Genomic DNA, 26,593 nt, shown 5'->3' with positions numbered 1-26,593 from the left:
AGGCGCATGGGGATGGACGCAGCGCCGATATCGGCGTCGGCCACTCCGGCGGCGGGTCCGGGGGCGCTGCGCCGGGTGCTCGCACATCCCCTTTCGCTGTGGATCGGCTTCCTCCTCGTCCACCTGGTCATCGGTGCGCTCGCGCTGCACGAGGGCAAGGGTCTCGGCGACGTCTACTTCGTCTACAAGCCGTGGGCGCAGATGGCGGCGCAGGGCACCGAGATCGTCGGTGTGAACGCGGACTGGGTGTACCCGTTCGGCGCGCTGGTGCCGGTCATGCTGCCGTTGCTGTTCGGGGTCGACAACTACGTCGGCGGCTGGCTCACCCTGGTGCTCCTGCTGGACGCGGCGGCATTCGCGACCCTCGTCGTCGGGCGCGACCCGCGGCGCCTCACGGCCGCCTGGTGGTGGCTCGGATTCCTCCTGCTGCTCGGGCCGATCGCGGTCGGCCGGCTCGACTCGGTCGCCGCGGCCCTGGCGATCGTGGGGCTGCTCTGGCTCGCCGTCCACGAGCGGGCGGCCGTCGTCGTGCTCACCGTCGCGACCTGGATCAAGGTCTGGCCGGCCGCGATCCTGGTCGCCGCCGTGGTCGCACTGCGCTCGCGCCGGCACGTCGTGGTCGTCGCCGCCGTCACGACGGCCGTGATCGTGGCCGTGCCGCTGATCTTCGGCGCCGGGATGCACCTGCTCAGCTTCATCACCATGCAGACCGGTCGCGGCGTCCAGATCGAAGCCCCGGTGAGCACGTTCTGGATGTGGCAGGCCGCCTTCCACGTGCCGGGAGCGGCCGTCTACTACGACTCCCAGCTGATCACCTTCCAGGTGAGCGGCGCGGGCACCGAGCTCGCCGGCTCCCTGATGAACCCGCTCCTCGCGATCACCTGCCTGATCGTCGCGCTGCTCGGGATCCGCGCGCTGCATCGCGGGACCCCGTACACGCGCATCCTCCCGGAGCTCTCGCTCGCGATCGTGACGGCGCTCATCGCATTCAACAAGGTCGGCTCTCCGCAGTACGTCACGTGGCTCGCAGCGCCGGTGGTGATCGGGCTGGTCTACCAGGGGCGCGGATTCCGCACCCCGGCGATCCTCGTCCTTGTCACCGCGGGCCTCACCCAGGTCTTCTATCCGTTCCTGTACGACTACCTGCTGGTGCCCGACCCGGGAATGGTCGCCGTGCTGACCGTCCGCAACCTGATGTACTTCGTCATCCTCGGCTGGGCCATCGGTGCGCTCTGGCGTCACCGGCACGCCGATGACGCCGTCTTCGATACCGTGCCCAGCAGGGTCTGGCCGTTCCGGGCGCCCGTCGCCGCACCGGCCGCGGCCCCGAACGGTTTCGCAACACGAGAGGAAACACCATGATCGTCGCCTTCTCCGTCGCCCCGAGCGGCGGCACCGACGGCTCCGACTCTGTCCACGACGCGGTCGCCGCAGCGGTCCGCATCGTCCGCGAGTCGGGTCTGCCGAACCGCACCTCGTCGATGTTCACCGAGATCGAGGGGGAGTGGGACGAGGTCTTCGACGTCGTCCGCCGCGCCACCGAGGCCGTCGCCGCGTACGGCACCCGCGTCTCGCTCGTGCTCAAGGCGGACATCCGCCCCGGGCACACCGGCGAGATCGACGGCAAGCTGGAGCGCCTGGAGGCCGCGCTCGACGCTCAGCAGTAGGACGGCCTGCGGCGCGAATTCATGTGATCGTTACACGGGAGGTCGCCTCCGGGCGTCGGGTCGAAACGATTCGATATAGGCTGTGCGAGTGAATCCCGTCATCGACGGGCCGACGCAGCTGTCGTCGGCCCGTACTCGTCTTGCCCTGCTCGCCCTCGCCCTCGGCGGGTTCGGCATCGGCTCCACCGAGTTCGTCGCGATGGGGCTGCTGCCCAACATCGCCCACGACCTCCTGCCTCAGGTCTACGCCGCGTCGTCGACCGATGCGATCGCGCAGGCCGGGTGGATCATCTCGGCCTACGCCCTCGGCGTCGTCGTGGGCGCGCCCACGATCGCCGCCGTCGCGGCACGTCTGCCGCGCAAGAAGCTGCTGCTCTGGCTGCTGGTCGCCTTCACCGTCGGAACGATCGCCTCGGCGCTCGCCCCCACCTTCGGCCTGGTGCTCGTCGCGCGATTCATCTCGGCTCTTCCGCACGGCGCCTACTTCGGGATCGCGTCGCTGGTCGCGGCCTCCCTGATGGGCCCGGGCAAGCGCGGGCAGGGCGTGGCCTTCGTGCTCTCCGGCCTCACCATCGCCAACGTCATCGGCGTGCCGTTCATCACCTGGGTGGGCCAGACGACGAACTGGCGCATCGCGTACCTCGTCGTCGCCGCGATCTTCGCGCTCACGTTCGTCGCGATCGCCTTCCTCGTGCCGTGGCAGGCGGGCGACCCGAAGGCGACGCTCCGCAACGAGCTGCGGGCGTTCGGCCGCCTCCAGGTGTGGCTGGCGCTGCTGATCGGAGCCATCGGCTTCGGCGGCTTCTTCGCGGTCTACACCTACATCTCCCCGATGGTGACGACCGTCACCGGGCTCCCGGAGTCGGCGGTCCCGCTGGTGCTCATCCTGATCGGCATCGGCATGACCGTGGGCAACATCCTGGGCGGCTGGATGGCGGACCGCAGCGTCGAACGCAGCATGATGCTCTTCTTCGCGGTGCTGCTGGTGGGCCTGGCCGTGCTGTTCTTCACGGCGGCGACCCTGGCCGGCCTGCTCATCTCGGTGTTCGTCATCGCCGGTGCGGCCTCGGCGCTCTCGCCCACGATCCAGACCCGGTTGATGGATGTGGCGCACGACAGCCAGTCCATCGCGGCCGCCCTCAACCACTCCGCCCTCAACATCGCGAACGCGTCCGGAGCCTTCCTGGGCGGCCTGACGATCGCGGCCGGGTTCGGCTACGTCTCGCCGGTCGCAGTGGGCGCGGTGCTCTGCGTCGCCGGCATCGTGCTTGCGCTGGTCTCGTTCGGGATCGACCGCTCGCGCATCCACCGCGGCGTCGACACCGGCGTCGTGCACGCTCAGCGCCCGAAGGTGCCGATCGACTGACGGACGCGCGGGGCGTCAGTCGTTCTGGAGCAGGATGCCGTCCTGAATGGCGCGCTTGCGCAGAGCGACCTTGGTGCCGACGTCGTAGCCGGCGACCCGGTACTTCTCGCGGATGCGCTTGAGGTAGCTCTTGGCGGTCTCGTCGGAGATGCCGAGCTGGAAGGCGACGGCCTTCACCGGCTCTCCCGCGCCGTAGAGCGCCATCACGCGGCGTTCCTGCGCGCTGAGCTTCGGGGCGCCGCCGACCTCGCCGGCGTTGAGAGCGAGGTCGAGCTCGGCCGAGATGAACGACTCGCCCTTGCTCGCCGCACGGATCGCCTCGACGATCATCTCGGCGTCCTCGCTCTTCACGAGGTAGCCGAGCGCGCCGGCGGCCAGGGCCTCGCGCACGACGGCCGGCTCGGAGTACGTGCTCATCAGGACGGTGCGCACACCGGTCGTCTTGAGCGTCGACAGCTTGAGCGAGACGGGGATGTTGTCTTTGAGATCGAGGTCGAGCAGCACCACGTTGACCGGGAACTCCGGGTGGGTGAGCAGTTCGGGCCAGCTGGCGACGGCGGCGACCATGTTGATGTCGTCCGCAGCGTTGCGGATCCATTCGGTCAGTGCACCGAGCAGCATCTTGTGATCGTCCACGATGGCGATTCTGATGGGGGGAGCCTCGCTCACGAGCAGCCTCTCTTCGGTTCTGGTGCGGTCGGCCGTCAGGTCGGGTCGGCCGTGGTGTCGCTGACAGTGGTGATGTCGATCCGGAGCGTCGAGCCCGAGAACGACTCGACGAATCGACCCACTTTACGGATAGCTTGCCACGCCGCAGGGTCTACCCCGTTTCGCGGCACACCGGTAGTCACGATAGCGATGCCCATGGTGGTGCCGGAGACGGGGGAGCCCGCCGGCTCCGCGACGGGACGCGCGATGTCGAGGGTGAGGCTGCGCGGCTGCCCGGCACCGGCACGGACGGGGTCGCTGATCAGCAGCCAGACCGCCGTGAGCAGTCCGTCCCGCTGATCCCGCTTCAGCCCCGCGGCGAGGCCCTCGGGGTCGGCCAGGGTGACGGTCGGCCCGAGCAGGGCGCTCTCGGTGACGGCGTGGTACAGCCAGGTCTCCTTGCGGCCCTGGATGAGGTGGAGGCGCAGCTCGGTGGCGATGCTCGCCGCGGCGTCCGCCGTGGCCTCATCGAGGGGGAGCGGGGTGCGTCCCGTGGCGACACCGTCGAGCAGGCGCTCCGCCGCGAGGTCGAGGCGGGCGAGCTCCTCCGACGCCATCATGCCGACGGCGTAGCCGGGCGAGGACACCGTGCTCTGCACCTGGACGAGGTCGAGCTCCAGCTGGACGAGTGTGCGCAGCGAGCGGATGATCTGCATGCTGATGAGGGGAGGCCCGACCGCGATCGCGATCGTCACCACTCCCGGCCCGAGCATCCGGATGTCGCCCTCCGATCGCAGCACGAGCACGATCGCGAGCACCACGCCGAGGACGGCGGAGACGATCGCGATGTCGCGCGGCGGGCGGACGGGCACGCAGAGCAGGAGGGCGGGCCCCACGGCGGCCGCGGCGGTGAGCGGAACCCAATCGGGAGAGGACGTCCCGGCGATGTCGAGGCCGACCGCGGCGGCCCACAGCACCAGCGCACTGACGAACAGCCAGAGCGGAAGCTCGTCCGGAAGGCGGAACCGCAGGACGAGGGCGGCCACCAGCGTCGCGGCGAGGAGCGCCCAGGCGGAGATGCCGAGCGGCAGCACCGGGTAGGAGCCGACGTTGAGCAGGAACAGCACGAGGAGGAAGGCGATCAGCGCCAGGGACGCGATGTTGAAGCCGAGGTCGAGGCGCGCGCGGCCGAGGGCGTCGCGTTCCTCCCCGACGGGACGGGCGAGGGGCGAGTGCGGGATGGTCGCTTCGTCCGCGCGTCTCATTTCGGCACCTCCAGCACCACGGTCGTCCCGCTGCCGGGAGAGGAGAAGAGCCGCGCGTTGCCCCCGACGTCGCGCAATCGGGCGACGATCGACTCGGTGTAGCCCAGTCGGCCCTCCTCGATGGTCGCGACATCGAAGCCCTTGCCCGCGTCGGTGACCATCGCGCGCACGGTGGTCTCGTCGTCGGTGATGGTGACATGGGCCTCGTTCACGCCCGAGTGCCGCCGGACGTTCTCCAGGCACTCGCCCAGGGCGAGCAGGAAGGAGTCGAGCACGTCGCTCGGGAGCAGGACTTGGCCCGAGCCGTGCCAGTTGACCTCCAGGCCCATGCGCCGGAAGCGCTGCTTGACCGACTCGAGGGTGTTGCCGAGCGTGGACTCCTCCACCGGCTTCAACCGGTAGTCGCCGGACCGGGTGGGGTCGGGGGTGAACCCGAGACGCAGCTGGCGCAGGAGCGCCGCATCCTCGGCCGCCTGTTCCCGCAGGGCGCCGACGCCGACGCCGACGCCCGAGTGCGCCAGCAGGGTGAGGGTGGCAAGCACGGTGTCGTGCAGCAGACGGGCGCCCTGCCGGCGGCGCGCCTCCGTCTCGCTCGCCTGGCGTTCGACGCGGTAGGCGCGGCTCATCGTCGAGATGCGCTTCAACGTGCGCGGCACGGTGCGCGCGAGCCAGACGCCCGTCGCCGTCAGCGCGACCCAGCCCGCGACGATGAGCAGCAGCGGCTCGGCGAGCCGGGACTGCGTCAGGGTCAGCGTCGCGACGGTCGCCGCCAGGGTGACGACGGCCTCCACGATCAGCAGCACCAGGCGGCTGCGAGAGGTCACCGAGAGCACCGACACGCACGCGATGCCGACGGCGCCGACGACGCCGACCGCACTGAGCGCCGAGGGGCCCAGGGGCTCCATCGGCAGCAGGTTGAGCAGGATGATCGACGCGCCCGCGACGACGATCACGCCCATCCAGAGCGTCGGCCGCGACAGCGACGTCAGCTGGAACTGGGCGAACGCCAAGCAGGCGAGGAGCACGAGGGACGCGAGATAGAGGGGAAGCGGCAGCGTTCCGGGGATGCTCAGGCAGACGAGGGCGGTCGCGCTCGCGGTGAGCCCGACGGTCCGGGCGGTCGCTGCGAGGAGCCGATCACGCTCCTTCTGGATGCGCGACATCCTCCTCCGTTCCGCTCAGGCCGCGAACAGGCGCCTCAGGTGCTCGCTGACGGCGTCGTCTTCGATCAGGAACCCGTCGTGACCGAAGTCCGACCGGATCACCACAGGAACTCTACCGTCGATCGTGTCGGGCAGGTGGGAGGCGATGACCTCCTGTCCCTCGACCGGGAACAGGCGGTCGCTGTCGATCCCGAGCACCAGCGTGCGGGCGGTGACGCGGGCGAGCGCCGCAGCGACGCCTCCGCGGTCGCGCCCGACGTCGTGGGAGTTCATCGCCTGCACGAGGGTGATGTAGCTGTTCGCGTCGAAGCGCCGGGTGAACTTGTTGCCGTGGAAGTCGAGGTACGACTCGACGGCGAAGCGGCCGCCGCCGCCGAGCGGGCTGATGCCGCTCTGCCAGGTGCGTTCGAAGCGGGCGTTGAGCTCCGAGGGGCTGCGGTAGTTGAGAAGTGCCATGCGCCGGGCGAGGGCGAGTCCGCGGTGCGGTCCGTCGCCGTCGCCGGCGTCGTAGTAGACGCCTCCGCGGTGCAGCGGGTCGGTGCGCACGGCCTCGATCTGCACCGAGTTGAGGGCGACCTGGTCGGCGGTCGAGAACGGAGGGGCCGCGAGCACGGCGAGCCGCTCGACCCGCTCGGGGAACGACACGGCCCACTCGAGTGCCTGCATCCCGCCCATGGACCCGCCGACGACGGCGGCCCAGCGCTCGATGCCGAGCGCGTCCGTGAAGGCGGCCTGGGCGTTCACCTGGTCGCGGATGGTCGTGAACGGGAACCGGGGGCCCCACTCCGCCCCGTCCGGAGCGATCGAGGCGGGACCTGTCGTCCCCTGGCACCCGCCGAGCATGTTCGGGGCGACGACGAACCAGCGGTCGGTGTCGATCGCCTTGCCCGGCCCGATGATCCCCGACCACCAACCGGCGGTGGGCTGGCCCGGACCGGACGGGCCGACGGCGTGTGCGTCGCCGGTGAGCGCGTGGAGGACGAGGACCGCGTTGTCGCCACTGGGGGAGAGCTCGCCCCAGGTCTCGTAGGCGATGCGGACGTACGGGAGGGACTCGCCGCTCTCGAACGAGAACGCCCCGATGCCGGCGAACCGGCGGCCGGCCTCCGGGTCGGTCTCCTTCCAGGCGCCGCTCGCCGGGGGCTTGCCGAGCAGCGAGCGGGCCTGGGCCTCCGTGATGAAACTCGACGGGGCCGTATCGGCGGATGTCTGCCACTCCATGGCCCCATTCTCTCGGAGTCGGAGGCGCGCCCGCGCTCTGTTACGGCCGCGCCCGTGCTGTAGGCTTCCTGGGATTCGGCTTTCAGTGCGATGAAAGTCTCTACATGTGGTGCGGGGTGGGCAGATCATGATCGTCTTCCTGATCATCGGCGGCGTCGGCCTGGCGCTTCTCCTGATCTCGATGCTGTTCGGCGAGCTCGTCGACCTGCTCGACGGGGCCCTCTCGGGCACCGGTCTCGGGGCGGGTCTCACGATCTTCGGCGCGTCCGGGCTCCTCGTGCTCGCGAACGACTGGCCCATCGGCTTCGCCTACGTGATCGCCGCGGCCGCGGGACTCGTGACGCTCGTCGGCGTGCAACTGCTCGTGCGCCGCTTCCAGAGCAGCGAAGACGGCGTGCCGTCGAACCCCGCCGACCTCACCGGCGTCGCGCGCACGCGGATCACGCCCAACGGCGGCGAGGTCAGCCTCGACGGTCCGCACGAGCTGGAGTCCCGGTTGGCCTACTCCGACGACGAGATCCCCGCCGGGACGGTCATCCGCGTCGTCGAGACGCACGGCTCGCGCGTCAAGGTCTCGCGCCTCGCCGCCGCCTCCATCCCCGGACCCACCGACCCTGAGAAGGACTGAGAAATGGACACTCCCTCCTCCATCGCCGGCATCATCGCCGTCGTCGGCATCATCGTCGCCGTACTCGCGGTGTTCCTCTTCATCGCCAGCCGCATCCGTCGCGTCGCACCCAACGAGGCGCTCGTCATCGTCGGCCGCGGCGCCGGCCGCCCGTCCGCGGCCGCCACCGCCTCCGGCGAGCACGACGGCGGCCAGCGGGTCGTGATCGGAGGCCGTGTCTTCATCTGGCCGATCCTGCAGCAGGGCTTCGCCATCTCGCTCGAGCAGCGCCAGATCGGCATCGTCGTCGAAGGCGTCGACAGCAACTTCATCAAGCTGGCGATCCAGGCGAGCGTGAACTTCAAGGTCTCCGGGACCCCCGAGGGCGTGCGGCGCGCGGCCCAGCGCTTCCTGTCGCAGCAGAACTCCCTGACGGAGATCATCCAGCAGTCCCTCGAGGGCTCGCTCCGGTCGATCATCGGCAACATGCCGGTGAAGGACATCATCTCGAACCGCAACGCGCTGTCGGAGGCCGTGGTCGAGGCGACCAAGGTCGACCTCGCCGAGCAGGGACTCCAGGTCGACCTGCTCAACATCTCCGACATCTCGACGCCCGGCACGAACTACCTCGCCGACCTCGGTCGCGCGGAGGCCGCCCTCGCCAAGCAGAACGCCGAGATCCGCGAGGTCGAGACCGCCCGTGCCAGTGAGTTCGCCCGCATCGACGCGGCCGAGCAGATCGCCGAACGCCAGAAGGCGCTGAGCCTCAAGCAGGCGAGCATCAAGGCCGAGACCGATCGCGCCAACGCCGAGGCGGAGGCCGCCGGCCAGCTCGCCCAGGCCGAGCAGGAGAAGCTCGTCGCCACGCAGGAGCGCGACGCCCTCGCCGAGAAGGCGAAGGTGGAGCAGGAGCGCCTCGACATCGAGGTCCGCAAGCCGGCAGAGGCCGACGCGTACGCCACCGTCCAGCGGGCGCAGGCCGAGCGCGACGCGGCGAACGCGGCGACCGAGGCCGACGCGTACAAGCGCCGCACGATCGCCGAGGCCAACAAGGTCGCCGCCGTGCAGGACGCCCAGGCCGCGGCTGAGTCCGTCCGGCTGGCCGGTGACGCGGAGCGCGACCGGCAGATCGCCCTCGCAGACGGTGTGCGGGCCGACGGTGCGGCGCGAGCCGCCGCGATCGAGGCCGAGGGACTCGCCGAGGCGCGGGCGACCGACGCCAAGGCGGATGCGCTGCGCAAGTTCGGCGAGGCCGGGCTGGCCTCCGAGATCATCGGCCGCCTGCCCGAGATCACCCGCGCCGTCGCCGAGCCCCTCTCGAACATCGACAACCTCACGGTCATCAGCACCGACGGCGCGTCCGCGGTCACGAAGACGGTCGGTCAGGTCGTGAGCGAGGTGCCCAAGGTCGTGAAGGACCTCACCGGGCTCGACCTGGGTGCGATCCTCGGTTCGCTCGCGGGCGGAGCGCTGGGCACGAGCGCACTGAGCGCCGCCGCACCGGGCACCGCGACCCGCGTCGACCGCGGCACGACGAAGGCCGCGGCGGCCGGCGAGTAGCTACTCCTCGCGCTTCGGCGGAATGGGGTCGTCGTCCCGCGGCAGGCGCAGCTCGCGACCGGAATCGGCCGGGGGCCGGTTGCGCAGGTGCTGCGTGCGCTCGTTCAGGTACGAGACGATCGTCGCGCTGGCGGTTCCGACGATGGCGATGCCGCCCATCATCAGCACGACCGCGAGCACCCGGCCGGTGACCGTCACGGGATAGTAGTCGCCGTAGCCGACCGTGGCCATCGTCACACAGGCCCACCAGACGGCGTCGCCGAAGCTGTGGATGTTGCCGCCGGGGGCATAGCGCTCCTGCCGGTACACGGCGAGAGCGATCGTGTAGATGAACATCACGACGAACGCCGCCGCGATGATGATCACCCGCCGGCGCAGATGCGCGGCGGTGTCCCCGCGGAACGCGCGGATCCGGCTGATCCCCGTCAGCAGGCGGAAGGGGCGCGCCATCGGGAGGAAGACGGAGAGCAGGTCCACCTTGTTGCGCCGCACGAAGCGCGCCTTGTCCTGCGCGAGCACCAGCCGGACGACGTAGTCGACCAGGAAGAACAGCCACACCGCCAGCAGCACGACGACGAGCAGTACGTGGAGCCAGGGGGCGGGATGCTCCTCCAGGATGTCCCAGGTGTAGGCCACCAGGAAGGCGACGCTCGCCACGACGGCGGGCCAAGCCGTCGCCCGTTCCCACCGCTCGCGCGCGGCGTCGTCCGCCATCGTCGCTAGTCCTTCACCCGCAGGGCGCCCTTGTGGAACCGGTACGGAGCCGCCTGGGCGACCGGTTTCACCACGATGAGGTCGAGGTCGACATGCGCAGGGAGCTCGAGCGCGTGGACGATCGTCTCGGCGACGTCCTCCGCGGTCAGCGGGTCGGGGACGTCCTCGTAGACGGCGTCGCGCTTCTGCTGGTCGCCGCCGAAGCGCACGAGCGAGAACTCCTCGGTCGCGACCATGCCGGGAGCGACCTCCACGACGCGGATGGGCTCGCCGTTGAGCTCGAGCCGGAGGACCTCGGTGAGCGCGTGCTGCGCGAACTTCGCCGCGTTGTAGCCGCCGCCCCCCACGTAGGCCTGATGGCCGGCGATCGAGGTGAGGTTCAGGATGTCGGCGTGGCCGGTCTGCGCCGCGCCCTCGCGCAGAAGCGGAAGCAGGGCGCTGATGACCCGCTTGGTGCCGAGGACGTTGATCTCGTACATCCACGCCCAGTCGTCGACACTCGAGCCCTCGACCGAGTCGAGCCCCTTGGCACCGCCCGCGTTGTTGACGAGAGCGTGGATGCCGCCGGTGGCGACGAGGTGATCGCGCAGGGCGTCCACGTCGGCCTGCTGCGTCAGATCGGCCGCGAAGACCTCCGCACCGGTCTCGTCGGCCAGCTCGCGCAGCCGGTCCTCGCGCCGGGCGACCCCCACGACCTCCCAGCCCCGCTCGCGGAAGAGGCGGACCGTCGCCGCCCCGATGCCCGAACTCGCTCCCGTCACGACCGCACGTCTGCTCATGGACCCTATTCTCACGGGTTACGGCGTGTTTCGGGTGCGTTGCCCGTGCGCGAGGCGCGCCTCTACCCTGGTCAAGAGGCGGTGGCAGGGCCGCTCGACGATTTCCACCCGAAGGAGCTACGCCATGACCGACGCCGCCGACTGGCAGTTCGAGACCAAGCAGATCCACACCGGTGCTGCGCCCGACCCCGTGACCAACGCCCGGGCCACACCGATCTACCAGACCACCTCCTACGTCTTCAACAACGCGGAGCACGCCAAGAACCTCTTCGCCCTGGCGGAATTCGGCAACATCTACACCCGCATCCAGAACCCGACGCAGGCCGTCGTCGAAGAGCGCGTCGCCGCGCTCGAAGGGGGCACCGGCGCCCTCCTCGTCGCCTCGGGCCAGGCCGCCGAGACCTTCGCCGTGCTGAACATCGCGCAGGCGGGCGACCACATCGTCTCGTCGAGCTCGATCTACGGCGGTACCTACAACCTCTTCAAGTACACGCTCGCGAAGCTCGGCATCGAGACCACCTTCGTCGAGGACCAGGACGACGCCGACGAGTGGCGCCGCGCGGTCCGCCCGAACACGAAGCTCTTCTTCGCCGAGACCATCGGCAACCCGAAGATCAACATCCTCGACATCGCGCTCGTCGCCGACGTCGCGCACGAGGCCGGAGTGCCACTGATCGTCGACAACACGATCGCGACGCCGTACCTCATCCGTCCGTTCGAGCACGGCGCCGACATCGTCGTGCACTCGGCCACCAAGTTCCTCGGCGGTCACGGCACCGTCATCGGCGGCGTGGTGGTCGACGGCGGCCGTTTCGAGTGGTCGAAGAACGTCGAGAAGTTCCCGGGCCTCACCGAGCCCGACCCGTCGTACCACGGCGCCAGCTACACCGCGGCGGTCGGCGACGCTCTGGCCTACATCATCAAGGCGCGCGTACAGCTGCTCCGCGACCTCGGCTCGGCCATCGCTCCGGCCAGCGCCTGGCAGCTCATCCAGGGCATCGAGACCCTGTCCCTGCGCGTCGAGCGCCACGTGCAGAACGCGCAGGAGATCGCGGAGTTCCTCGAGAGCCACCCGGACGTCGCCACGGTGAACTACTCCGGTCTGCCCACGAGCCCGTGGTACGCCGCCGCCAACAAGTACGCCCCCAAGGGCGTCGGCGCGGTGCTGTCGTTCGAGCTCAAGGGCGGCGTGGACGCCGGCCGTGCGCTCGTCGACAACCTCGCGCTGTTCAGCCACCTCGCCAACATCGGCGACGTGCGCAGCCTGGTCATCCACCCGGCGTCGACCACGCACTCCCAGCTCACCCCGGAGCAGCAGCTCACTGCGGGCGTCACCCCGGGCCTGGTGCGCCTCTCGGTCGGCCTGGAGAACATCGACGACCTGAAGGCGGACCTGTCGGCCGGCCTCGCCGCCGCCCGTTCGGTCGCCGAGGCCGCGCGCGCGTAGCCTCCCCGCACCACCTCGCGAGACGTGAGTCGTCGCGGGTCCCGGAGCCTCCGGACCCGCAACGGCTCACGTCTCGTTTCAGTTGGCGGGAGGTTCCGCGTCGGCGAACGCCAGCTTCGGCACGAAGAACAGCAGGACGGCCGCGACCAGCGCTCCCAGACCGCAGATCGTCCAGACGAGCATGTAGCCGAAGAGGCTCGCCGCCGTCGCGGTGACGGTCGCCGCGCCCGTGAGCAGCACGACGCCGAACACGGCGGAGGCGAAGGAGCCCCCGATGGTCTTCGTCGTGTTCGTCATGGCGGTGGCGATGCCGGTCTGTCCGCGCGGCGCGGCGGCGGCCGCAGCGGCGGGCAGCGCGCCGACCAGGGCGCCCGAGCCGATGCCGGCGATCGCCATGTTCGTGAACACCTGCCACGTCTCCATGTGGAAGGGGAGGAACAGCAGATAGCCGATCGCGACCAGGAACGACGCGATGATCAACGTGATCCGCGGGCTCAGCCACGACGAGACGAGCGGGAACAGCACGGCGCCGACGATCATCGAGATGAGATAGGCGCCGATCAGGATGCTGCGCTGGCCGGCCGAGAGGCCCAGCCCGTAGCCGTTGACCGGGTCGGTTCCGGCGAACGTGCTGAGCGGGGCCTGGGCGCCGAGCAGGCTGATGCCGACCAGGCCGGCGGTGAGCTGGATCGGCCACATGTTCGGTCGGCGCAGCACGCGCAGGTCGATCGCCGGGTCGTCCTGCTTGAGCTCCCACTTGCCGAAGGGGATGAAGGCGAGCAGGCCGGCGACGATGAGCACCCACACCCACCAGGTGCCCACGCCGTTGATGCGCAGGAAGGTGAGGCCGGAGGTGATGAGCAGCAGGCCGAGGGTGAGCAGGATGAATCCCACGCCGTCGAGCTTGCGATCGGGCGTCGGCTCCGATTCGGGCACGCCGAAGAGGATCGCGAAGAACACGAGCGTCACGGCGACGGCGGGCACCATCAGGGTGACGGAGAGGTTCTGGCCGACGGCCTCGAAGAGCAGCCCGGCTCCGACCGCGCCGAGGATCGCGCCGAGCTCGAGGGCGACGACCAGCAGTCCGGCCGCGCGGCGGGTCTGGGAGGCGCCGGTGCCGGTGCGTCGGCCGCGGTCGAAGATCAGCGCCACCTCCAGCGGCAGCCAGACGACGTAGAAGCCCTGCAGCGCGAAGGCGATGAGGAAGGTCGTGAAGTTGCCGGAGAACGCCAGCGCCCACGTGGCGAGGGCGGTGATGACCGTCGCGATCAACAGGATGCGCTTGTGCCCGAACATGTCGCCGAGCTTCGCCAGCGGCGGCACGACCAGGGCGGAGAGCAGCAGCTGCGCGGCCTCGAACCAGTTGTAGTCGGCGTCGTGGATGCCCAGATGCTTGACCGTGTCGGAGATCAGGGGCACGTAGTAGCCCTGCAGGATCCCGCTCGTGAGTTCGACGAGCGCGAGCCACCCGATCAGGCCGGCGGTGACGCCGATCGCGACGGTGGCCCGGCGAGGAGAGACGGTCTTCTCTGAGGTCATGCTGGATGCTAGCACCGGTCGTGGGCGGGTAACGTAGGGGGGTGGCCAGCGAACTCGACGACTCAGGTACAGGTGTTCTCGCAGAGACGGAACGGGAAGTTCTGGGCTGGTTGGAGTTCGGCGACGCCGCCCGTCATCTCGCGGGCGAGGTGCTGGAGTCCGGGTTCGAGCCGGACATGGTCATCGCCATCGCGCGCGGCGGACTGCTGCTGGCCGGAGCGGTCTCGTACGCGCTCGGCATCAAAGCCTGCGGTGCGCTGAACGTCGAGTTCTACACGGGCGTGGACGAGCGCCTCCCCGAGCCCGTCGTGCTGCCTCCGCTGCTCGACTCCGCCGCCCTCGACGCCAAGCGCGTCCTGCTCGTCGACGACGTGTCCGACTCGGGCCGCACCCTCGCGATGGTCGTCGACCTGATCGCGGCCTCCGGCGCCGAGGTGCGCACCGTGTGCCTCTACTCCAAGCCCCGCACGGTGCTCGAGCCCGACTTCGTCTGGCGCCGCACCGACCGCTGGATCACCTTCCCCTGGTCGGCCCTGCCGCCGGTCACCGCGGCCCACTGAGCGCAGCCGTGGCGAAGACCCTCGCCGAGCTGGCAGCCGACGGCTCGATGGACCCGGGCTGGGCCGACGCTCTCGGGCCCGTCGCCGATCGCATCGCGGCCATGGGCGAGTTCTTGCGCGCCGAGACGGCGGCGGGACGGCCGTACCTCCCCGCCGGCCCCGATGTGCTGCGCGCATTCCGGGCTCCGCTCGACGGGGTGCGGGTGCTCATCGTCGGCCAGGACCCGTATCCGACACCCGGCCACCCGATCGGGCTGTCGTTCGCGGTCGAGCGGCACGTGCGCCCCGTGCCGCGCAGCCTCCAGAACATCTATCGGGAGCTGCACGACGACCTGGGCGCGACGCCTCCCGCGCACGGCGATCTGAGCGCGTGGTCCGACAACGGCGTGATGCTCCTCAACAGGGTGCTCACCGTGCGTCCCGGTGCTCCCGCCTCGCATCGCGGCGCGGGATGGGAGGCCGTGACCGAGCACGCCATCCGCAGTCTCGTGGCGCGTGATCGTCCGTTCGTCTCCATCCTGTGGGGGAGGGACGCGGCCACGTTGAAGCCCCTGCTCGGCGACAACCCGGTGATCGAGTCCCCGCACCCGAGCCCGCTCTCGGCCTCCCGCGGCTTCTTCGGCTCACGGCCGTTCTCGCGGGCGAACGCCCTGCTCCAGGAGCGCGGGCTGGCTCCCGTCGACTGGTCGCTCGAACCGTAACGCGCGCGCAATCTGGGCGACGTAGGCTTGTCGTCGTGCTGGAAGAGGAATACGAGACGCGCCGCGAGCTGCCGCGTCATCTGCGCAAGCCGGCGGCCGCCGAGCCCGTGTTCGAGTACGCCCTCCGCGAGGCGCGCCCGGAGGACCTGCCGCACATCCGCGAGATCTACAACCACTACGTGGCGAACAGCACGGTGACCTTCGACGAGGACGCCATGACCCTCCGCGAGTGGCGGAGCAAGTACGCCTACCTCCACAAGCTCGGAATGCCGTTCATCGTCGCCGAGTCGCCGAGCGGGCAGATTCTCGGCTACGCGCTCGTCTCGCCGTGGAAGCAGAAGCGCGCCTACCGTTTCACGGTCGAGAACTCGATCTATCTCGGCGCGGCCTCCACCGGCAAGGGCCTCGGGCCGGTGCTGATGCAGGAGCTCATCGACCGCTCGAAGGCCGCCGGCCTCAAAGAGATGATCGCCGTGATCGCCGACAAGGGCGCCGAGGCGTCGATCAAGATGCACGAGAACTTCGGCTTCGAGGAGATCGGCCGCATGGGCCGCGTCGGCTTCAAGTTCGACCGCTGGCTCGGCACGGTGCTGCTGCAGAAGTCGCTGAAGTAACGGTTTCGCATCCTCGCGGAATCGCGGCTCCGGCCTGCGATATCCTCCGATGACCAGCGCGGTTCGTGCTGCATGCCTCAGGGGGAATACATGTCTGCTCGTCGTGTCCGCATCGTGGTCGTGACTGTCGCCGCGCTCGGTGCCCTGGGCTTTCTGAGCGGCTGCTCGGCGCCGGCGCCGGCGAGCACACCGACACGAAGCCCGGTCGCGACATCGACGACGGCGACGCCGGTCGCGGAAGCCGCGCCCACCGTTCGCGTTCCCGCCACGTGCGATCAGTTGGTGCCGGCCGACGCCGTCACGGGTGCCTTCCGGATCGCGGTCCAGCCTGTCGAATTCGAGGCGTCACGTGTTCCCGCTGCGTATGCAGATGCCAGGGCCGGCGTGCTCACCTGCGCATGGTCGAGTGTTCCGGCCGACAGGATCGCATCCGACAGGGCCTTGTACGGCTGGGTGACCGTCGTTCCCGGCGCGACGCGCGCCGATGTCGACGTCGAGCTCGGCGGGAGCATGTTCGGTGGCAGTGTTCCCGTGGCGGGTCTTTCCGAGACCGTCGAGTCCTGCAGCGAGTCCGGATACCAGTGGTGTGGTTTCGTCTCCTATCCCGGGAACTACGCCGTGATCGGGGGTGTGTGGGATTACGGAGATCCGACCTACGAATCCCAATCGAAGACGATCGCCGCGCTGGCGACGTCGTCCGTCCCGGTCGTGCGTGCACTCGCCGCACCCGCACCGCTGTGGCAGCCCCAGGGGGTCACACTGAAGGGCGCCGCCGACTGCGATGCGATGCTGACCGGGGACCAGATCCAGAACGCTACGGGGCTGACCGGCGTCCACGTCGTCAAATCGGATGATGGCGAGAACGCGCTGTCGACCCTGCGCACGAACGCGCGAGTCGGCTCCTACTCCTGCACCTGGACCGCCGACCAGCAGGCCGGGATCGGCGCGTCCGTCCTTCCGGGCGGGGCCGGTTATGCGATGTCGAGCCGGCCGGCCGATGCCGTCGACGTCAGCGGCCTCGGCGACTCCGCCTTCCGGTCCGGCAACACGCTCGACGTGATCGCCGCCGGAGGCTGGGTGCAGGTCACGTTCACCGGAGCCTCGGCGGACCCGGACGTCCTCGTCCAGCTCGCGAAGCACGAACTCGCCAACGTCGGATACCCGGGCTGAACCGAACGGCGGGGCTAGGCTCGCGCTGTGAGCACAGTGACTTCCGGCACCGGCCAGGTCGCACCCGCCGCTCCTGCGACGCCCGCGAACCTCCCTCTGCGCAAGCGCCCGATCGACATCTTCTTCCTGGTGATGTTCTCGCTGTTCGTCGTGACGTGCATCATCAGCGATGCCATCCCGACGCTCGGGATCCCGCAGACCGCCACGACGACGAACATCCTGGCCCAGTGGAACTACACGTACTCGTCGCAGTACGACCCGCTCTATCAAGCCGAGCCGCTCTGGCTGCGGTTCATCACCGGCACGAGCGCGTTCGTCTATCTGCCGTTCTACGTGCTGCTGATTGTCTGCCTGGCCAAGGGCTTCAACTGGATCCAGATCTTCGCGGTGATCTACGCGACGATGATCATCAGCCTGACCGCCATCCCGATCTTCGGGGTCGAGTTCTTCGGGCCGGTGGGGGAGCGCACCCCGCACCCGATCATCTTCCTGCTGTACAACGGGCCGTACGTGCTCGTGCCGCTCCTGCTGCTCATCCGGATGCGGAAACCGCTGCCGTTCACGAGGAGGTTCTGAGATGCCCCTGCTGGAAGACCTGACCGTCTATGAGGACGGCGATGTCTACAACGTCTACGACCACACACTCCTGGACGGCGACACGATCGGCCGCGGACGTCTCCTCGGCACGATCACGGTCGCGGAGGACGGCACCTACCAGCCCTCCGGCGTCGGGGCGGTCTTCGACCACGTGGTGCCGGCGTCCACGATCGACGACGCCCTGGCGGCCTTCGTCGGCTCGGCATGACGCCGGCCGCGGCGGAGTCTAGGAACAGGCTATGAACTGACTACGCATCCGGTGCGCGGCCCGTTCGGGGCGCCCGGATCGCCGTAGTCTCCAAGAGACGACATCGTCGGACGGCGCTCGACACAGCGCCGGCCGAGTGAGGCCGATGAACAATCGTGGCCCGGTCATCCCGCTGTGCGAGGAGGGATGACCGGGCCACGTCCATGTCCGGCGGGCGGATGTCGTGGGTCAGCTCTTGGGTGTCGCCCGGCTGAGCACGAGGTGGCCGGCCAGGGCGGCCAGGACGGTGGGCACGAGCAGCCACGCGGCCAGGCCGAGGGCGCCGGTGGTGGCGAACCAGTCGCCGACGGCCTGCCAGCTGTCCGTCAGCGTCACCAGGGCGATCCCGCCGACGAGGAGCAGCACGAGCACCGCCCCCGCGCCGAGGATGCCGTTCATCCGCCAGCGCATGAAGAGCGTGGCCGAGAAGGCGCCGACGGCGAAGAAGAACAGCATGCCGCACAGGACCATGAAGAAGCGCCCGGGGAAGCTCTGGCCGGCGAAGTACACCGAGGTGTAGAGGTGGCCGCCGAGACCCCACCCGTTGGTCCACTCCTCGATCGCGGACAGCGTGGCGAACCCGAGCGCGTACCCGATCGAGAGGAGCAGGAAGGTGAGCCCCGATCCGAGGGAGAAGTGCCGGCGCGTGGTTCCGTAGCCGAGGGCGAAGGGGAACGTCGCCGAGATCACCTGGATGCCGATCACCAGCATGTAGACGAAGACGTAGAAGGCGCCTCCGCTCCACTGCGTGCCCTGCAGCGCCGTCGCGCGGTCGGGGCCCGCGCTCGCCGCCCAGATGATCCACCAGATCAGCCAGTTCACCAGCCAGATGAAGCCCATGATCATGATGGGCAGCCAGATCACCGTCCACTTGTTGACGAGGTTCAGGCGGACGATGCGCCACACCCGATGCTGGCGAGGGCGCGAGGAGGGGAGCGCGATCGCTCCGGGATCGATGGCGGTCATGCGCTCTGCTCGAATTCTGTCTCTCGGACGTTGGTCTTGCGGACGATGAGCTGCTGGAGGGAGACCGGGGCGAGCTCGAGGCCGGCGGAGGCCGCGGCGGCCCGGTCGGAGGCGCTCAAGCCGGCGACCGTAACCGAGGCGAGGCCGCCGATCCCGTCGCGATGCAGCACCTCGTGGGCGGCGACGAAGGCGTCGACCGCGGTGCGCGGGCCCACCACCGTGGTGGCGGAGCTGCGGAGCACCTCGGCGTCCTCGTCCATCAGGATGCGACCCTGGTCGATCACGATGACGTGCTCGAGCAGGTTCGCGACCTCGTCGATGAGGTGGGTCGAGAGGACGACGGTGCGGGGGTGCTCGGCGAAGTCTTCGAGCAGGCGGTCGTAGAAGATCTGCCGTGCGACCGCGTCGAGGCCGAGGTAGGGCTCGTCGAAGAAGGTCAGGGGCGCCCGCGAGGCGAGCCCGACGATCACCCCGACGGCGGACAGCTGCCCCCGGGAGAGCTTCTTGATCCGGCGGTTCAGCGGCAAGCGGAAGTCGTCGATGAGGCGTTCCGCGAGCTCGGCGTCCCAGTTCTCGAAGAACCACGGGGCGCTTCGGAACACGTGCTTCGGCTGGAAGTCCTCCGGATAGCGCTGGCTCTCCTTGATGAAGCAGACGTGGGAGAGCACCTCGGCGTTCTCGGCGGGGTTCTCGCCGAACACCCGGACGTCGCCCGAGCTCGGGAAGTCCTGACCGGTGATCAGCTGCATCAGGGTGGTCTTGCCGGCGCCGTTGCGGCCGAGGAGGCCGTGGATGCGGCCGGGCTTGATGGTGACGGAGACGTCGTCGATCGCGGTGAACGACCCGAATCTCTTGGTCAGTCCCGAGACCTGCACGGCCGGAGCGATGGAGGTCGGGACGGGGGCGGCGCTCATGCGCGCACTCCTTCCGTTTGGATCATCTGGGCGAGCTGGGAGGGGTCGATGCCGAGCTTGGCGGCCTCGGCCAGGAGAGGGCGGAGGTATTCGTCGCGGAACGCCTCGCGCCGTTTGGCGACGAGCCGCTCCCGAGCCCCCGTGGAGACGAACATTCCGATGCCTCGTTTCTTGTAGAGGATCCCCTCGTCGACGAGGAGGTTGACGCCTTTGCCGGCCGTGGCCGGGTTGATGCGGTAGAAGGCGGCGAACTCGTTCGTGGACGGCACCTGTCCTTCGGCGGGGTAGACCCCGTCGATGATGTCGTCCTCGATCTGCTCGGCGATCTGCACGAAGATCGGCTTGCCCTCTTCGATCATTCGAACCTCTTTGGTTCATTACTCATGTAACTAACCAACCAGGCTGGTCGGGATTTGTCAAGAGCGGATGCGCGCGCCCGGGGGATAGCCTGGCGGCATGGCCGACCTCCACGAGCTCACCGCACTCGCCCTGTGGCAGGAGCTGCAGAGCGGGCGCGTCTCGCCCCGCGAACTGACCGCCCACTACCTCGACCGCATCGAACGGCTCAACCCCGAGCTCGGCGCGTTCGTCACGGTCACCAGGGAGCAGGCGCTCGCCCGCGCCGACGAGGTCGCGGAGCGGGTTCCGAAGTCCGCGCCGCTCTGGGGCCTGCCGTCGGGGGACAAGGACCTCTGGCGTCGTGCGGGGGTCCCCGCCGGGTTCGGGTCGCGGGCCTTCGTCGGGTATGTGCCCGACACCACGGACGAGATCGTCGAGACCCTGGACGCCGCGGGTGCCATCAGTCTCGGCAAGACCAACGCGCCGGAGTTCGGCCTCCCCGCGTACACCGAGTCGCTCGCGGCGCCTCCCGCACGCAACCCGTGGAACCCGGAGCTCGGCGCGGGAGGCTCCAGCGGAGGGGCGGCCGTCGCGGTCGCGAGCGGGATGCTGCCCTTCGCTCCCGGTTCCGACGGCGGCGGCTCCATCCGTATTCCCGCGGCGGCATGCGGGCTCGTCGGCCTCAAGCCCACGCGCGGTCTGGTGCCCGCGGGGAGTGGGATCGCCTCCCTCGGCGGCCTCGTCGTCGACGGACCGCTCGCGCGCACCACAGCCGATGCCGCGCTCCTCCTCGACGGGATGATCGCCCGGGTCGGCGACCGGATCGACCACCACTACACGCTGCGCGCACCGTACGACGACGACGGCCCGTTCCTCGGCACCGCTGTCCGCGGCGAAGGGCGCTTCCAGCTCGGCGTCATGACGACCTCGGCCTGGGACGACGCGTACGAGATCAGCATCGCCCCCGAAGCGCGTTCCGCCCTTGACGCCGCGGTCGAGGCGTTCGTCGCGATGGGGCACGGGATGGAGGAGACCGCGCTCCGCCCCGACCCGACCTACGCGCCCGCGTTCCGGACGATCTGGCAGGCGGGAGCCGCGGGCGTCCCGCTCGAGGGCGAGGCGCTCGACCTCCTCGAGCCCCTCACCTCGTGGCTGGTCCGCCGTGGTCGCGCGCTCGGGGCCCGGGAGCTCGGCGAGGCGCTGTCGGCGCTCACGGCGTACGAGCGCTCGTTCATCGCCCAGCTCTCGTCGTTCGACGCCGTGCTCACGCCGGCGCTGGCGATGACGCTGCGTCCCGTCGGCTGGTACGACGCCGAGGACGGCGAGCACAACTTCGCCCAGCAGGTGCAGTACACGCCGTTCACCTCGATGGTGAACGTCACCGGCCTCCCGGCGATCGTGCTGCCGATCGCGCAGACGGAGGACGGCCTCCCGATGGGCGTCCAGCTGATCGGCCGACCCGGGGGAGAACGCACCCTGCTCTCCCTCGCGGCCCAGCTCGAGCGCCGGGTGGGCTGGGAGAGGCGGCGGCCGGGGACCTCGAAGGGATAGGGTCGGGCCATGACCGTCCGGCACGACGCACAGCGCCGCTCCCGCATCCGATCGCAGACGGTTCGAACGTCGCTGGCCGCGCTCGCCGTCATGCTTTCAGCGGCGCTGTCCGCGTGCACCGCGACCGACGCCACCCCCACGCCCTCCGCGACGACCAGAGCGGATGCCAGGGTGACCCGGATCGTGCGGGACGCGATGGCGCAGCACAACCTCCGATCGGTGATCGTCGAGGTGACGAAGGACGGCAAGACCCTCGCCCGCGAGGCGTTCGAGGACTCGATGACGGGGGAGCCTGCCACGACGGACATGCACTTCCGCAACGGCGCCGTCGCATTCGCGTACATCGGGACGCTCCTGATGCTCTACGTCGAAGAAGGGAAGGTCCGCCTCGACGACACCATCGACCGCTGGGAGCCGACGCTCCCCGAGGCCGGCACGGTCACGCTGAAGATGCTCGCCGACCAGACATCCGGGTACCCGGACTACGAGACGGACCCGGCATGGACAGCCGCGTTCAACGCCGATCCGTTCCACATGTTCACGTACCAGGAGCGGATCGACGCCGCGTTCGCGCGTGCCCCGCAATTCGCGCCCGGCGCGAACTGGAGCTATGCGCACACCAACTTCATGATCCTCGGCGACATCCTCGCCAAGGTCGGCGGCGCACCGCTCCAGACACTCCTCGCGCAGAAGGTGCTGGCCCCGATGGGGCTGCACGACACCGTCGCAGACGAGGGGTCGGCGATCCCGGCGCCCGCACTGCACACGTACAGCTCGGAACGGCGCGGCGCCCTCGGCATCCCCGCCGCCACTCCCTTCACCGAGGAGGCGACCTTCTGGAACACCCAGTGGGGGACGCCCATGGGCGCCAACCAGACCACGACCATCGACGACCTCACGACCACCGCGATCGCGGTCGGCACGGGTGCGCTGCTGTCGAAGGCGAGCTTTCACGCGATGACCGACCCTGCTCTCATCGGGTTCGGACAGCGACAGCCCTCGTGCGCGCCGAGCTGCTTCCCGCAGACCGAGCGGTACAACTACGGACTCGGCGTCGTGCGCTCCGGCGACTGGATCCTGCAGAACCCCTCGCTGAGCGGTCTCAGCGCGACGGAGGCCTACCTGCCGTCGGAGAAGGTGTCGATCGCTGTCGTGGTGACCTTCGAACCCGACGCCTTCGACGCGGACGGGAACTATCAGGCGTACCAGAGCACACAGCTCTTCCAGGAACTCGGCGCCGCCCTCGCACCCGACCACGCCCCGCCCACCTAGCCGGCGGTCCGTCCTCCGCAGCGGTCGCGGGTCCTGGCCGCCTCAGTCCAGGCTGCGGCGCAGGGCCGCGGGCGCCCGGTTGCGCCACGCGTCCGTGACGAGCTCGCGCAGCAGCGCCGGCTCGATGGTCGCGAACTCCACCCGAGCCGCGGCGAGGCGGCCGGCGAACCAGCGCTCCGAGCAGTGCTCCGGCCACGCCGCGGCGGCCTCGCGGATCCCCGCCTCGCCGAGCATCAGGTTGATCGTCGACGACTCGGCGTCGAGCATCGTGGCGAACCGGGAACCGCGCACGCGGAACGCCGGGAAGCCGCCGTGCTCATACTCCTCCGTCTCGGGGAGGCCGAGGGCGAGTGCGCGCACGGCGGCGGCGTCCATGAGGTCGGTTCAGCGGTTCAGTTGACGGGGCCGGTGTACTTCTCGCCCGGGCCCTTGCCGATCTCGTCGGGGATGGGGGAGGCCTCGCGGAAGGCGAGCTGCAGCGACCGCAACCCGTCGCGCAGGCTGCGCGCGTGCTGGTCGCCCAGGTGGGCGGCGCTCGCGGTCACCAGGCCGGCGAGGGCGTCGATGAGCTTGCGCGCCTCGTCGAGATCGGTCTGCGCCTCCGGGTCGTCGGCGAGCCCGCACTTGACCGCCGCTGCGCTCATCAGGTGCACCGCCGTGGTGGTGATGACCTCGACGGCGGGCACGTCCGCGATGTCGCGCGTGGCCTCCGCGATCGCCTCGTCGTGGTGCTGGGGGTCCGCCTCCTGATAGGCGAAGGCCGGGGATGTGTCGCTCACTGCATTCCTCTGTTAGAATCGTTCGGGCTCCGGGACAACAGTCCCGGTACGAAAGTGGAGATTCCTCCCACCCGCGCTTGACCGCTTACAGGTTACCGGGTTGTTGCACTCCGCCGATGCGCTCCGGCGCGGAGGTAGTCAAGGGTGCTGTACCAAGCACTGCGATTCATCGCAGGGCTGTGCTGGTGCGTGGAACCTCCTCTTTCGCCGGATCGTCTCCCGATGATCCGCGGCTGTGAAGCATCGCTCGATCAGAGGAGACAAACATCAGCGATCCCCGTACGAATGACCGTATCCGCGTCCCCGAAGTTCGACTCGTCGGCCCCAGCGGAGAGCAGGTCGGTGTCGTCAAGATCGAGGTCGCCATCCGGCTCGCTCAGGAGGCGGATCTCGACCTCGTCGAGGTTGCGCCGAACTCGAAGCCGCCGGTCGCGAAGATCATGGACTACGGCAAGTTCAAGTACGAGGCTGCGCAGAAGGCCAAGGAGGCCCGGCGCAACCAGGCGAACACCATCCTCAAAGAGGTGCGTTTCCGCCTCAAGATCGACAAGCACGACTACGAGACCAAGCGCAAGCGCGCCGAAGGCTTCCTGAAGGCCGGCGACAAGGTCAAGGCCATGATCCTCTTCCGAGGCCGCGAGCAGTCGCGCCCGGAGCAGGGTGTCCGCCTCCTGCAGCGCTTCGCAGAGGATGTCGCCGAGCTGGGCCAGGTCGAGTCGAACCCGACCATCGACGGCCGCAACATGGTGATGATCATCAGCCCGCTGAAGAACAAGTCCGAGGCCAAGGCCGAGGCCAACGCACAACGTGCCGCATCGAAGGCGCGCGCCCAGGGGCGCGACACCGATGAGGTCGCTGACGCAGACGACGCTGCTCAGCCCGACGAGAGTTCGCCCGCCCAGGCGACCAACGAGGAGAAGTAATGCCCAAGCAGAAGACCCACTCCGGCGCCAAGAAGCGCTTCAAGATCACCGGCACCGGCAAGGTCATGAAGCAGCAGGCCGGCATGCGCCACAACCTTGAGGTCAAGTCCAGCGACCGCAAGCGTCGCCTGAACGCCGACCAGGTCGTGCCCGAGGTGGACGCCAAGGTCGTCCGCCGGATGCTCGGCAAGTAACCCCACCCGCACGTTTTAAGGAAGTTTGACTAATGGCAAGAGTGAAGAGGGCTGTCAACGCCCACAAGAAGCGTCGGGTCATCCTCGAGCGCGCCGAGGGCTACCGCGGGCAGCGGTCGCGCCTCTACCGCAAGGCGAAGGAGCAGGTCACCCACTCGCTCGTCTACTCGTACCGTGACCGCCGCCAGCGCAAGGGCGACTTCCGCCGCCTCTGGATCCAGCGCATCAACGCCGCGAGCCGTGCCAACGGCCTCACCTACAACCGTCTGATCCAGGGCCTCGGCCTGGCGGGCGTCGAGGTGGACCGTCGCATCCTCGCCGAGCTGGCCGTCACCGAGCCCGCGACCTTCGCGGCCCTCGTCGAGACCGCCAAGAAGGCCCTCCCGGCCGACACCTCGGCTCCGAAGGCCGCCGCGTAAGCAGCTGCATCACCACGAACGGCCCGGTCGACTCACGTCGACCGGGCCGTTCTGCGTGTGCGTGGAGCGATCCCCGCGATGGGACGTTGCCGGATCAGTCGTCGCCGCCGTGACCGCCGTGACCGGGCTCCGCGCCGTGGTCGCCGTGATCGTCGCCGACGTCGTGTGTGGCGGGGTCGTCTGCGCCGTGGTCGTCTCCGACGTCGTGGGTGGTGGGGTCGTCTGCGCCGTGGTCGTCGACCACGGGTGCGGGCGCAGGCGCAGGCACCGCGTCGGGGGTCGGTCGTGGCGCGGGCGTGGTCGGCGCGGGTGCGGGTGTGCCGACGTGATCCTCCACGACGCTCGGCGGATCGTCCGACCCTCCGCGTCCTGTCGCGGCCAGTGCTCCGGCCGTCCCCGCGCTCAATGCGAGTGCGACCGCACCCACGATCATGGTGACTCTGACTCCGGTTCTCATCGTCCTGCCTCCTTCGGCGCTTCCCGTACAGCTCTCCCATACACACGAGACGCGACGCGAAAGGGTTCGATCCGCTGCGTGCTCGGCGACGGGCTGCCCCTAAGCTGGTCGCATGCTTGACAATCCGCGCTCTCCGCGCGTCCGATCCGTTGCGAAGCTGGCGAAGCGGAACGCACGGTCAGAGACCGGTCTCTTCCTTCTGGAGGGACCCCAGGCCGTCGCCGAGGCGCTCGGCTTCCGGCCCGAACTCGTGGTGGAGCTCTACGCGACCCCCACGGCGCTCGAACGGTACACGGACATCGCCCAGACCGCCGTCGAGGCGGGCGTCGACGTCGAGTTCGTCACCGAGCAGGTGCTCGCGACGATGGCGGACACCGTCACCCCGCAGGGCTTCGTCGCGGTCTGCCGGCAGTTCCCGACCTCGGTGAAGGACATCTTCGCCGACGGACCGAAGCTCGTCGCCGTGCTGGAGGAGGTGCGCGACCCGGGCAACGCCGGCACCATCATCCGCGCCGCCGACTCGGCAGGCGCCGACGCCGTCGTGCTCACCGGCCGCACCGTCGATCTCTACAACCCGAAGGTCGTCCGCTCGACCACCGGCTCGCTCTTCCATGTGCCCGTCGCCGTCGGCGCCGACCTGGCCGACGTGATCGGCCGGGCCCGCTCGGCCGGGCTCACGGTGCTCGCCGCCGACATCAAGGGGGAGGACCTCCTCGCCGCCCGCAACGACGGCCTCCTCGCCCGTCCGACCGCCTGGGTCTTCGGCAACGAGGCCCACGGCCTCGACGACGAGCAGCTCGAGCTCGTCGACCGCGCCGTCACCGTGCCGATCTACGGCAAGGCGGAGTCGATGAACCTCGCCACGGCGGCCTCCGTCTGCCTCTACGAATCGGCGTTCGCGCACCGCTCCTAGC

The 26,593-nt window shown here is 69.7% G+C and carries 31 protein-coding genes; 18 read left to right on the top strand and 13 right to left on the bottom strand.

Features of this window, described 5'->3' with window-relative positions; translation table 11 throughout:
• Positions 1–6 precede the first annotated feature (6 nt).
• The 3 genes from ACFVU2_RS13990 to ACFVU2_RS13980 all read left to right on the top strand — a co-directional run bounded on the left by ACFVU2_RS13990 (position 7) and on the right by ACFVU2_RS13980 (position 3,033).
• Positions 7–1,362: a hypothetical protein gene (locus tag ACFVU2_RS13990; protein WP_387875315.1), complete on the top strand. Its 1,356-nt coding sequence runs from the start codon at positions 7–9 to the stop codon at positions 1,360–1,362.
• The gene (locus tag ACFVU2_RS13985) at positions 1,359–1,667 is read left to right on the top strand and encodes an MTH1187 family thiamine-binding protein (RefSeq protein ID WP_387875313.1); all 309 of its coding nucleotides are present in this window, start codon (positions 1,359–1,361) and stop codon (positions 1,665–1,667) included. Before ACFVU2_RS13990 ends, ACFVU2_RS13985 begins: the two co-directional genes overlap by 4 nt.
• 88 nt (positions 1,668–1,755) lie before the next feature.
• Positions 1,756–3,033: an MFS transporter gene (locus ACFVU2_RS13980; protein WP_387875311.1), complete on the top strand. Its 1,278-nt coding sequence runs from the start codon at positions 1,756–1,758 to the stop codon at positions 3,031–3,033.
• Positions 3,034–3,048: 15 nt separating this feature from the next.
• Here ACFVU2_RS13980 and ACFVU2_RS13975 read toward each other — a convergent pair whose 3' ends face one another.
• The 4 genes from ACFVU2_RS13975 to ACFVU2_RS13960 are packed head-to-tail and all read right to left on the bottom strand — an operon-like array spanning position 3,049 to position 7,330.
• Positions 3,049–3,702 (bottom strand): response regulator, encoded by a 654-nt coding sequence (locus ACFVU2_RS13975; protein ID WP_387875309.1) that lies wholly within the window; start codon positions 3,700–3,702, stop codon positions 3,049–3,051.
• Between the two features lie 35 nt (positions 3,703–3,737).
• Positions 3,738–4,946 (bottom strand): hypothetical protein, encoded by a 1,209-nt coding sequence (locus ACFVU2_RS13970; RefSeq protein WP_387875306.1) that lies wholly within the window; start codon positions 4,944–4,946, stop codon positions 3,738–3,740.
• A complete protein-coding gene (locus tag ACFVU2_RS13965) occupies positions 4,943–6,109 on the bottom strand; it encodes a sensor histidine kinase (RefSeq protein WP_387875305.1) in 1,167 nt (388 codons plus the stop codon). Before ACFVU2_RS13965 ends, ACFVU2_RS13970 begins: the two co-directional genes overlap by 4 nt.
• 15 nt (positions 6,110–6,124) lie before the next feature.
• Entirely contained in the window at positions 6,125–7,330 is a 1,206-nt protein-coding gene (locus tag ACFVU2_RS13960) for a homoserine O-acetyltransferase (protein WP_387875303.1), read from the bottom strand.
• A gap of 127 nt (positions 7,331–7,457) precedes the next feature.
• On the opposite strand from ACFVU2_RS13960, the gene ACFVU2_RS13955 reads away from it, so the two are divergent.
• Positions 7,458–7,958, top strand: a complete 501-nt coding sequence (locus tag ACFVU2_RS13955) for an NfeD family protein (RefSeq protein ID WP_387875301.1) — start codon at positions 7,458–7,460, stop codon at positions 7,956–7,958.
• Positions 7,959–7,961: 3 nt separating this feature from the next.
• Positions 7,962–9,497: a flotillin family protein gene (locus ACFVU2_RS13950; RefSeq protein WP_387875299.1), complete on the top strand. Its 1,536-nt coding sequence runs from the start codon at positions 7,962–7,964 to the stop codon at positions 9,495–9,497.
• On the opposite strand, the gene ACFVU2_RS13945 is transcribed toward ACFVU2_RS13950, so the two are convergent.
• Both ACFVU2_RS13945 and ACFVU2_RS13940 read right to left on the bottom strand, forming a co-directional pair.
• Positions 9,498–10,211 (bottom strand): potassium channel family protein, encoded by a 714-nt coding sequence (locus tag ACFVU2_RS13945; protein WP_387875296.1) that lies wholly within the window; start codon positions 10,209–10,211, stop codon positions 9,498–9,500.
• A gap of 5 nt (positions 10,212–10,216) precedes the next feature.
• Positions 10,217–10,990: an SDR family oxidoreductase gene (locus ACFVU2_RS13940; RefSeq protein WP_387875294.1), complete on the bottom strand. Its 774-nt coding sequence runs from the start codon at positions 10,988–10,990 to the stop codon at positions 10,217–10,219.
• Positions 10,991–11,114: 124 nt separating this feature from the next.
• Between ACFVU2_RS13940 and ACFVU2_RS13935 the strand changes: the two genes are divergently transcribed.
• Positions 11,115–12,437 (top strand): bifunctional o-acetylhomoserine/o-acetylserine sulfhydrylase, encoded by a 1,323-nt coding sequence (locus ACFVU2_RS13935; protein ID WP_387875291.1) that lies wholly within the window; start codon positions 11,115–11,117, stop codon positions 12,435–12,437.
• A 78-nt stretch (positions 12,438–12,515) separates the two neighbouring features.
• Here the strand turns inward: ACFVU2_RS13935 and ACFVU2_RS13930 are convergent, their stop codons facing one another.
• A complete protein-coding gene (locus ACFVU2_RS13930) occupies positions 12,516–13,976 on the bottom strand; it encodes an MFS transporter (protein ID WP_387875288.1) in 1,461 nt (486 codons plus the stop codon).
• 41 nt (positions 13,977–14,017) lie between these two features.
• On the opposite strand from ACFVU2_RS13930, the gene ACFVU2_RS13925 reads away from it, so the two are divergent.
• The 6 genes from ACFVU2_RS13925 to ACFVU2_RS13900 all read left to right on the top strand — a co-directional run bounded on the left by ACFVU2_RS13925 (position 14,018) and on the right by ACFVU2_RS13900 (position 17,826).
• Positions 14,018–14,536 (top strand): phosphoribosyltransferase, encoded by a 519-nt coding sequence (locus ACFVU2_RS13925; protein ID WP_387875285.1) that lies wholly within the window; start codon positions 14,018–14,020, stop codon positions 14,534–14,536.
• 8 nt (positions 14,537–14,544) lie between these two features.
• Positions 14,545–15,237 carry a uracil-DNA glycosylase gene (locus ACFVU2_RS13920; protein ID WP_387875283.1) on the top strand — a complete coding sequence of 231 codons (693 nt, stop codon included), beginning with the start codon at positions 14,545–14,547 and terminating at the stop codon, positions 15,235–15,237.
• A gap of 35 nt (positions 15,238–15,272) precedes the next feature.
• Positions 15,273–15,851, top strand: a complete 579-nt coding sequence (locus ACFVU2_RS13915) for a GNAT family N-acetyltransferase (RefSeq protein WP_387875280.1) — start codon at positions 15,273–15,275, stop codon at positions 15,849–15,851.
• Positions 15,852–15,941: 90 nt separating this feature from the next.
• Positions 15,942–17,021 carry a hypothetical protein gene (locus tag ACFVU2_RS13910; protein ID WP_387875277.1) on the top strand — a complete coding sequence of 360 codons (1,080 nt, stop codon included), beginning with the start codon at positions 15,942–15,944 and terminating at the stop codon, positions 17,019–17,021.
• A gap of 27 nt (positions 17,022–17,048) precedes the next feature.
• Positions 17,049–17,597, top strand: a complete 549-nt coding sequence (locus ACFVU2_RS13905) for a DUF2781 domain-containing protein (protein WP_387875275.1) — start codon at positions 17,049–17,051, stop codon at positions 17,595–17,597.
• Between the two features lies 1 nt (position 17,598).
• Complete coding sequence (locus ACFVU2_RS13900) at positions 17,599–17,826, top strand: hypothetical protein (RefSeq protein ID WP_387875272.1); 228 nt, start codon at positions 17,599–17,601, stop codon at positions 17,824–17,826.
• Between the two features lie 228 nt (positions 17,827–18,054).
• On the opposite strand, the gene ACFVU2_RS13895 is transcribed toward ACFVU2_RS13900, so the two are convergent.
• Genes ACFVU2_RS13895 through ACFVU2_RS13885 form a run of 3 tightly spaced genes read right to left on the bottom strand, consistent with a single transcriptional unit; the run spans position 18,055 to position 20,104 of the window.
• Positions 18,055–18,831, bottom strand: a complete 777-nt coding sequence (locus tag ACFVU2_RS13895) for a hypothetical protein (RefSeq protein WP_387875269.1) — start codon at positions 18,829–18,831, stop codon at positions 18,055–18,057.
• Entirely contained in the window at positions 18,828–19,745 is a 918-nt protein-coding gene (locus ACFVU2_RS13890) for an ABC transporter ATP-binding protein (protein WP_387875266.1), read from the bottom strand. Before ACFVU2_RS13890 ends, ACFVU2_RS13895 begins: the two co-directional genes overlap by 4 nt.
• Positions 19,742–20,104, bottom strand: coding sequence for a GntR family transcriptional regulator (locus tag ACFVU2_RS13885; RefSeq protein ID WP_387875264.1), 363 nt, complete (start codon positions 20,102–20,104; stop codon positions 19,742–19,744). The genes ACFVU2_RS13890 and ACFVU2_RS13885 overlap by 4 nt, the downstream gene beginning before the upstream one ends.
• Before the next feature lie 97 nt (positions 20,105–20,201).
• Here ACFVU2_RS13885 and ACFVU2_RS13880 point away from each other — a divergent pair, with 97 nt between their 5' ends.
• The gene (locus ACFVU2_RS13880; protein WP_387875262.1) at positions 20,202–21,635 is read left to right on the top strand and encodes an amidase; all 1,434 of its coding nucleotides are present in this window, start codon (positions 20,202–20,204) and stop codon (positions 21,633–21,635) included.
• 9 nt (positions 21,636–21,644) lie between these two features.
• Positions 21,645–22,907 carry a serine hydrolase domain-containing protein gene (locus ACFVU2_RS13875; protein ID WP_387875259.1) on the top strand — a complete coding sequence of 421 codons (1,263 nt, stop codon included), beginning with the start codon at positions 21,645–21,647 and terminating at the stop codon, positions 22,905–22,907.
• 42 nt (positions 22,908–22,949) lie between these two features.
• Here ACFVU2_RS13875 and ACFVU2_RS13870 read toward each other — a convergent pair whose 3' ends face one another.
• Both ACFVU2_RS13870 and ACFVU2_RS13865 read right to left on the bottom strand, forming a co-directional pair.
• On the bottom strand, positions 22,950–23,282 hold the full coding sequence (locus tag ACFVU2_RS13870) for a hypothetical protein (RefSeq protein ID WP_387875257.1): 333 nt from the start codon (positions 23,280–23,282) through the stop codon (positions 22,950–22,952).
• A gap of 17 nt (positions 23,283–23,299) precedes the next feature.
• Positions 23,300–23,686 carry a DUF1844 domain-containing protein gene (locus ACFVU2_RS13865; protein WP_387875254.1) on the bottom strand — a complete coding sequence of 129 codons (387 nt, stop codon included), beginning with the start codon at positions 23,684–23,686 and terminating at the stop codon, positions 23,300–23,302.
• Positions 23,687–23,952: 266 nt separating this feature from the next.
• On the opposite strand from ACFVU2_RS13865, the gene infC reads away from it, so the two are divergent.
• Genes infC through rplT form a run of 3 tightly spaced genes read left to right on the top strand, consistent with a single transcriptional unit; the run spans position 23,953 to position 25,222 of the window.
• Positions 23,953–24,609 (top strand): translation initiation factor IF-3, encoded by a 657-nt coding sequence (infC, locus tag ACFVU2_RS13860; protein WP_387875775.1) that lies wholly within the window; start codon positions 23,953–23,955, stop codon positions 24,607–24,609.
• The gene (gene rpmI, locus ACFVU2_RS13855; protein WP_021765188.1) at positions 24,609–24,803 is read left to right on the top strand and encodes a 50S ribosomal protein L35; all 195 of its coding nucleotides are present in this window, start codon (positions 24,609–24,611) and stop codon (positions 24,801–24,803) included. Before infC ends, rpmI begins: the two co-directional genes overlap by 1 nt.
• 32 nt (positions 24,804–24,835) lie before the next feature.
• Entirely contained in the window at positions 24,836–25,222 is a 387-nt protein-coding gene (gene rplT, locus ACFVU2_RS13850) for a 50S ribosomal protein L20 (protein WP_021765189.1), read from the top strand.
• 94 nt (positions 25,223–25,316) lie between these two features.
• Here the strand turns inward: rplT and ACFVU2_RS13845 are convergent, their stop codons facing one another.
• A complete protein-coding gene (locus ACFVU2_RS13845; protein ID WP_387875253.1) occupies positions 25,317–25,679 on the bottom strand; it encodes a hypothetical protein in 363 nt (120 codons plus the stop codon).
• A 112-nt stretch (positions 25,680–25,791) separates the two neighbouring features.
• On the opposite strand from ACFVU2_RS13845, the gene ACFVU2_RS13840 reads away from it, so the two are divergent.
• The gene (locus tag ACFVU2_RS13840; RefSeq protein ID WP_387875250.1) at positions 25,792–26,592 is read left to right on the top strand and encodes a TrmH family RNA methyltransferase; all 801 of its coding nucleotides are present in this window, start codon (positions 25,792–25,794) and stop codon (positions 26,590–26,592) included.
• The last annotated feature ends 1 nt before the right edge of the window (position 26,593 follow it).

The sequence above is a fragment of the Leifsonia sp. NPDC058194 genome (assembly GCF_042883605.1).
Classification (GTDB): Bacteria; Actinomycetota; Actinomycetes; order Actinomycetales; family Microbacteriaceae; genus Leifsonia.
This window is presented reverse-complemented; position numbering and strand designations above follow the sequence as displayed.

Bases quoted from the DNA above. Each gene is read 5' to 3' on its own strand.
- ACFVU2_RS13960 (WP_387875303.1), bottom strand. From the start codon at position 7,330: ATGGAGTGGCAGACATCCGCCGATACGGCCCCGTCGAGTTTCATCACG.
- rplT (WP_021765189.1), top strand. From the start codon at position 24,836: ATGGCAAGAGTGAAGAGGGCTGTCAACGCCCACAAGAAGCGTCGGGTC.
- ACFVU2_RS13970 (WP_387875306.1), bottom strand. From the start codon at position 4,946: ATGAGACGCGCGGACGAAGCGACCATCCCGCACTCGCCCCTCGCCCGT.
- ACFVU2_RS13845 (WP_387875253.1), bottom strand. From the start codon at position 25,679: ATGAGAACCGGAGTCAGAGTCACCATGATCGTGGGTGCGGTCGCACTC.
- ACFVU2_RS13880 (WP_387875262.1), top strand. From the start codon at position 20,202: ATGGCCGACCTCCACGAGCTCACCGCACTCGCCCTGTGGCAGGAGCTG.
- rpmI (WP_021765188.1), top strand. From the start codon at position 24,609: ATGCCCAAGCAGAAGACCCACTCCGGCGCCAAGAAGCGCTTCAAGATC.
- ACFVU2_RS13945 (WP_387875296.1), bottom strand. From the start codon at position 10,211: ATGGCGGACGACGCCGCGCGCGAGCGGTGGGAACGGGCGACGGCTTGG.
- ACFVU2_RS13965 (WP_387875305.1), bottom strand. From the start codon at position 6,109: ATGTCGCGCATCCAGAAGGAGCGTGATCGGCTCCTCGCAGCGACCGCC.
- ACFVU2_RS13990 (WP_387875315.1), top strand. From the start codon at position 7: ATGGGGATGGACGCAGCGCCGATATCGGCGTCGGCCACTCCGGCGGCG.
- ACFVU2_RS13985 (WP_387875313.1), top strand. From the start codon at position 1,359: ATGATCGTCGCCTTCTCCGTCGCCCCGAGCGGCGGCACCGACGGCTCC.
- ACFVU2_RS13950 (WP_387875299.1), top strand. From the start codon at position 7,962: ATGGACACTCCCTCCTCCATCGCCGGCATCATCGCCGTCGTCGGCATC.
- ACFVU2_RS13955 (WP_387875301.1), top strand. From the start codon at position 7,458: ATGATCGTCTTCCTGATCATCGGCGGCGTCGGCCTGGCGCTTCTCCTG.
- ACFVU2_RS13900 (WP_387875272.1), top strand. From the start codon at position 17,599: ATGCCCCTGCTGGAAGACCTGACCGTCTATGAGGACGGCGATGTCTAC.
- ACFVU2_RS13840 (WP_387875250.1), top strand. From the start codon at position 25,792: ATGCTTGACAATCCGCGCTCTCCGCGCGTCCGATCCGTTGCGAAGCTG.
- ACFVU2_RS13940 (WP_387875294.1), bottom strand. From the start codon at position 10,990: ATGAGCAGACGTGCGGTCGTGACGGGAGCGAGTTCGGGCATCGGGGCG.
- ACFVU2_RS13875 (WP_387875259.1), top strand. From the start codon at position 21,645: ATGACCGTCCGGCACGACGCACAGCGCCGCTCCCGCATCCGATCGCAG.
- ACFVU2_RS13885 (WP_387875264.1), bottom strand. From the start codon at position 20,104: ATGATCGAAGAGGGCAAGCCGATCTTCGTGCAGATCGCCGAGCAGATC.
- ACFVU2_RS13895 (WP_387875269.1), bottom strand. From the start codon at position 18,831: ATGACCGCCATCGATCCCGGAGCGATCGCGCTCCCCTCCTCGCGCCCT.
- ACFVU2_RS13870 (WP_387875257.1), bottom strand. From the start codon at position 23,282: ATGGACGCCGCCGCCGTGCGCGCACTCGCCCTCGGCCTCCCCGAGACG.
- ACFVU2_RS13890 (WP_387875266.1), bottom strand. From the start codon at position 19,745: ATGAGCGCCGCCCCCGTCCCGACCTCCATCGCTCCGGCCGTGCAGGTC.
- ACFVU2_RS13930 (WP_387875288.1), bottom strand. From the start codon at position 13,976: ATGACCTCAGAGAAGACCGTCTCTCCTCGCCGGGCCACCGTCGCGATC.
- ACFVU2_RS13935 (WP_387875291.1), top strand. From the start codon at position 11,115: ATGACCGACGCCGCCGACTGGCAGTTCGAGACCAAGCAGATCCACACC.
- ACFVU2_RS13910 (WP_387875277.1), top strand. From the start codon at position 15,942: ATGTCTGCTCGTCGTGTCCGCATCGTGGTCGTGACTGTCGCCGCGCTC.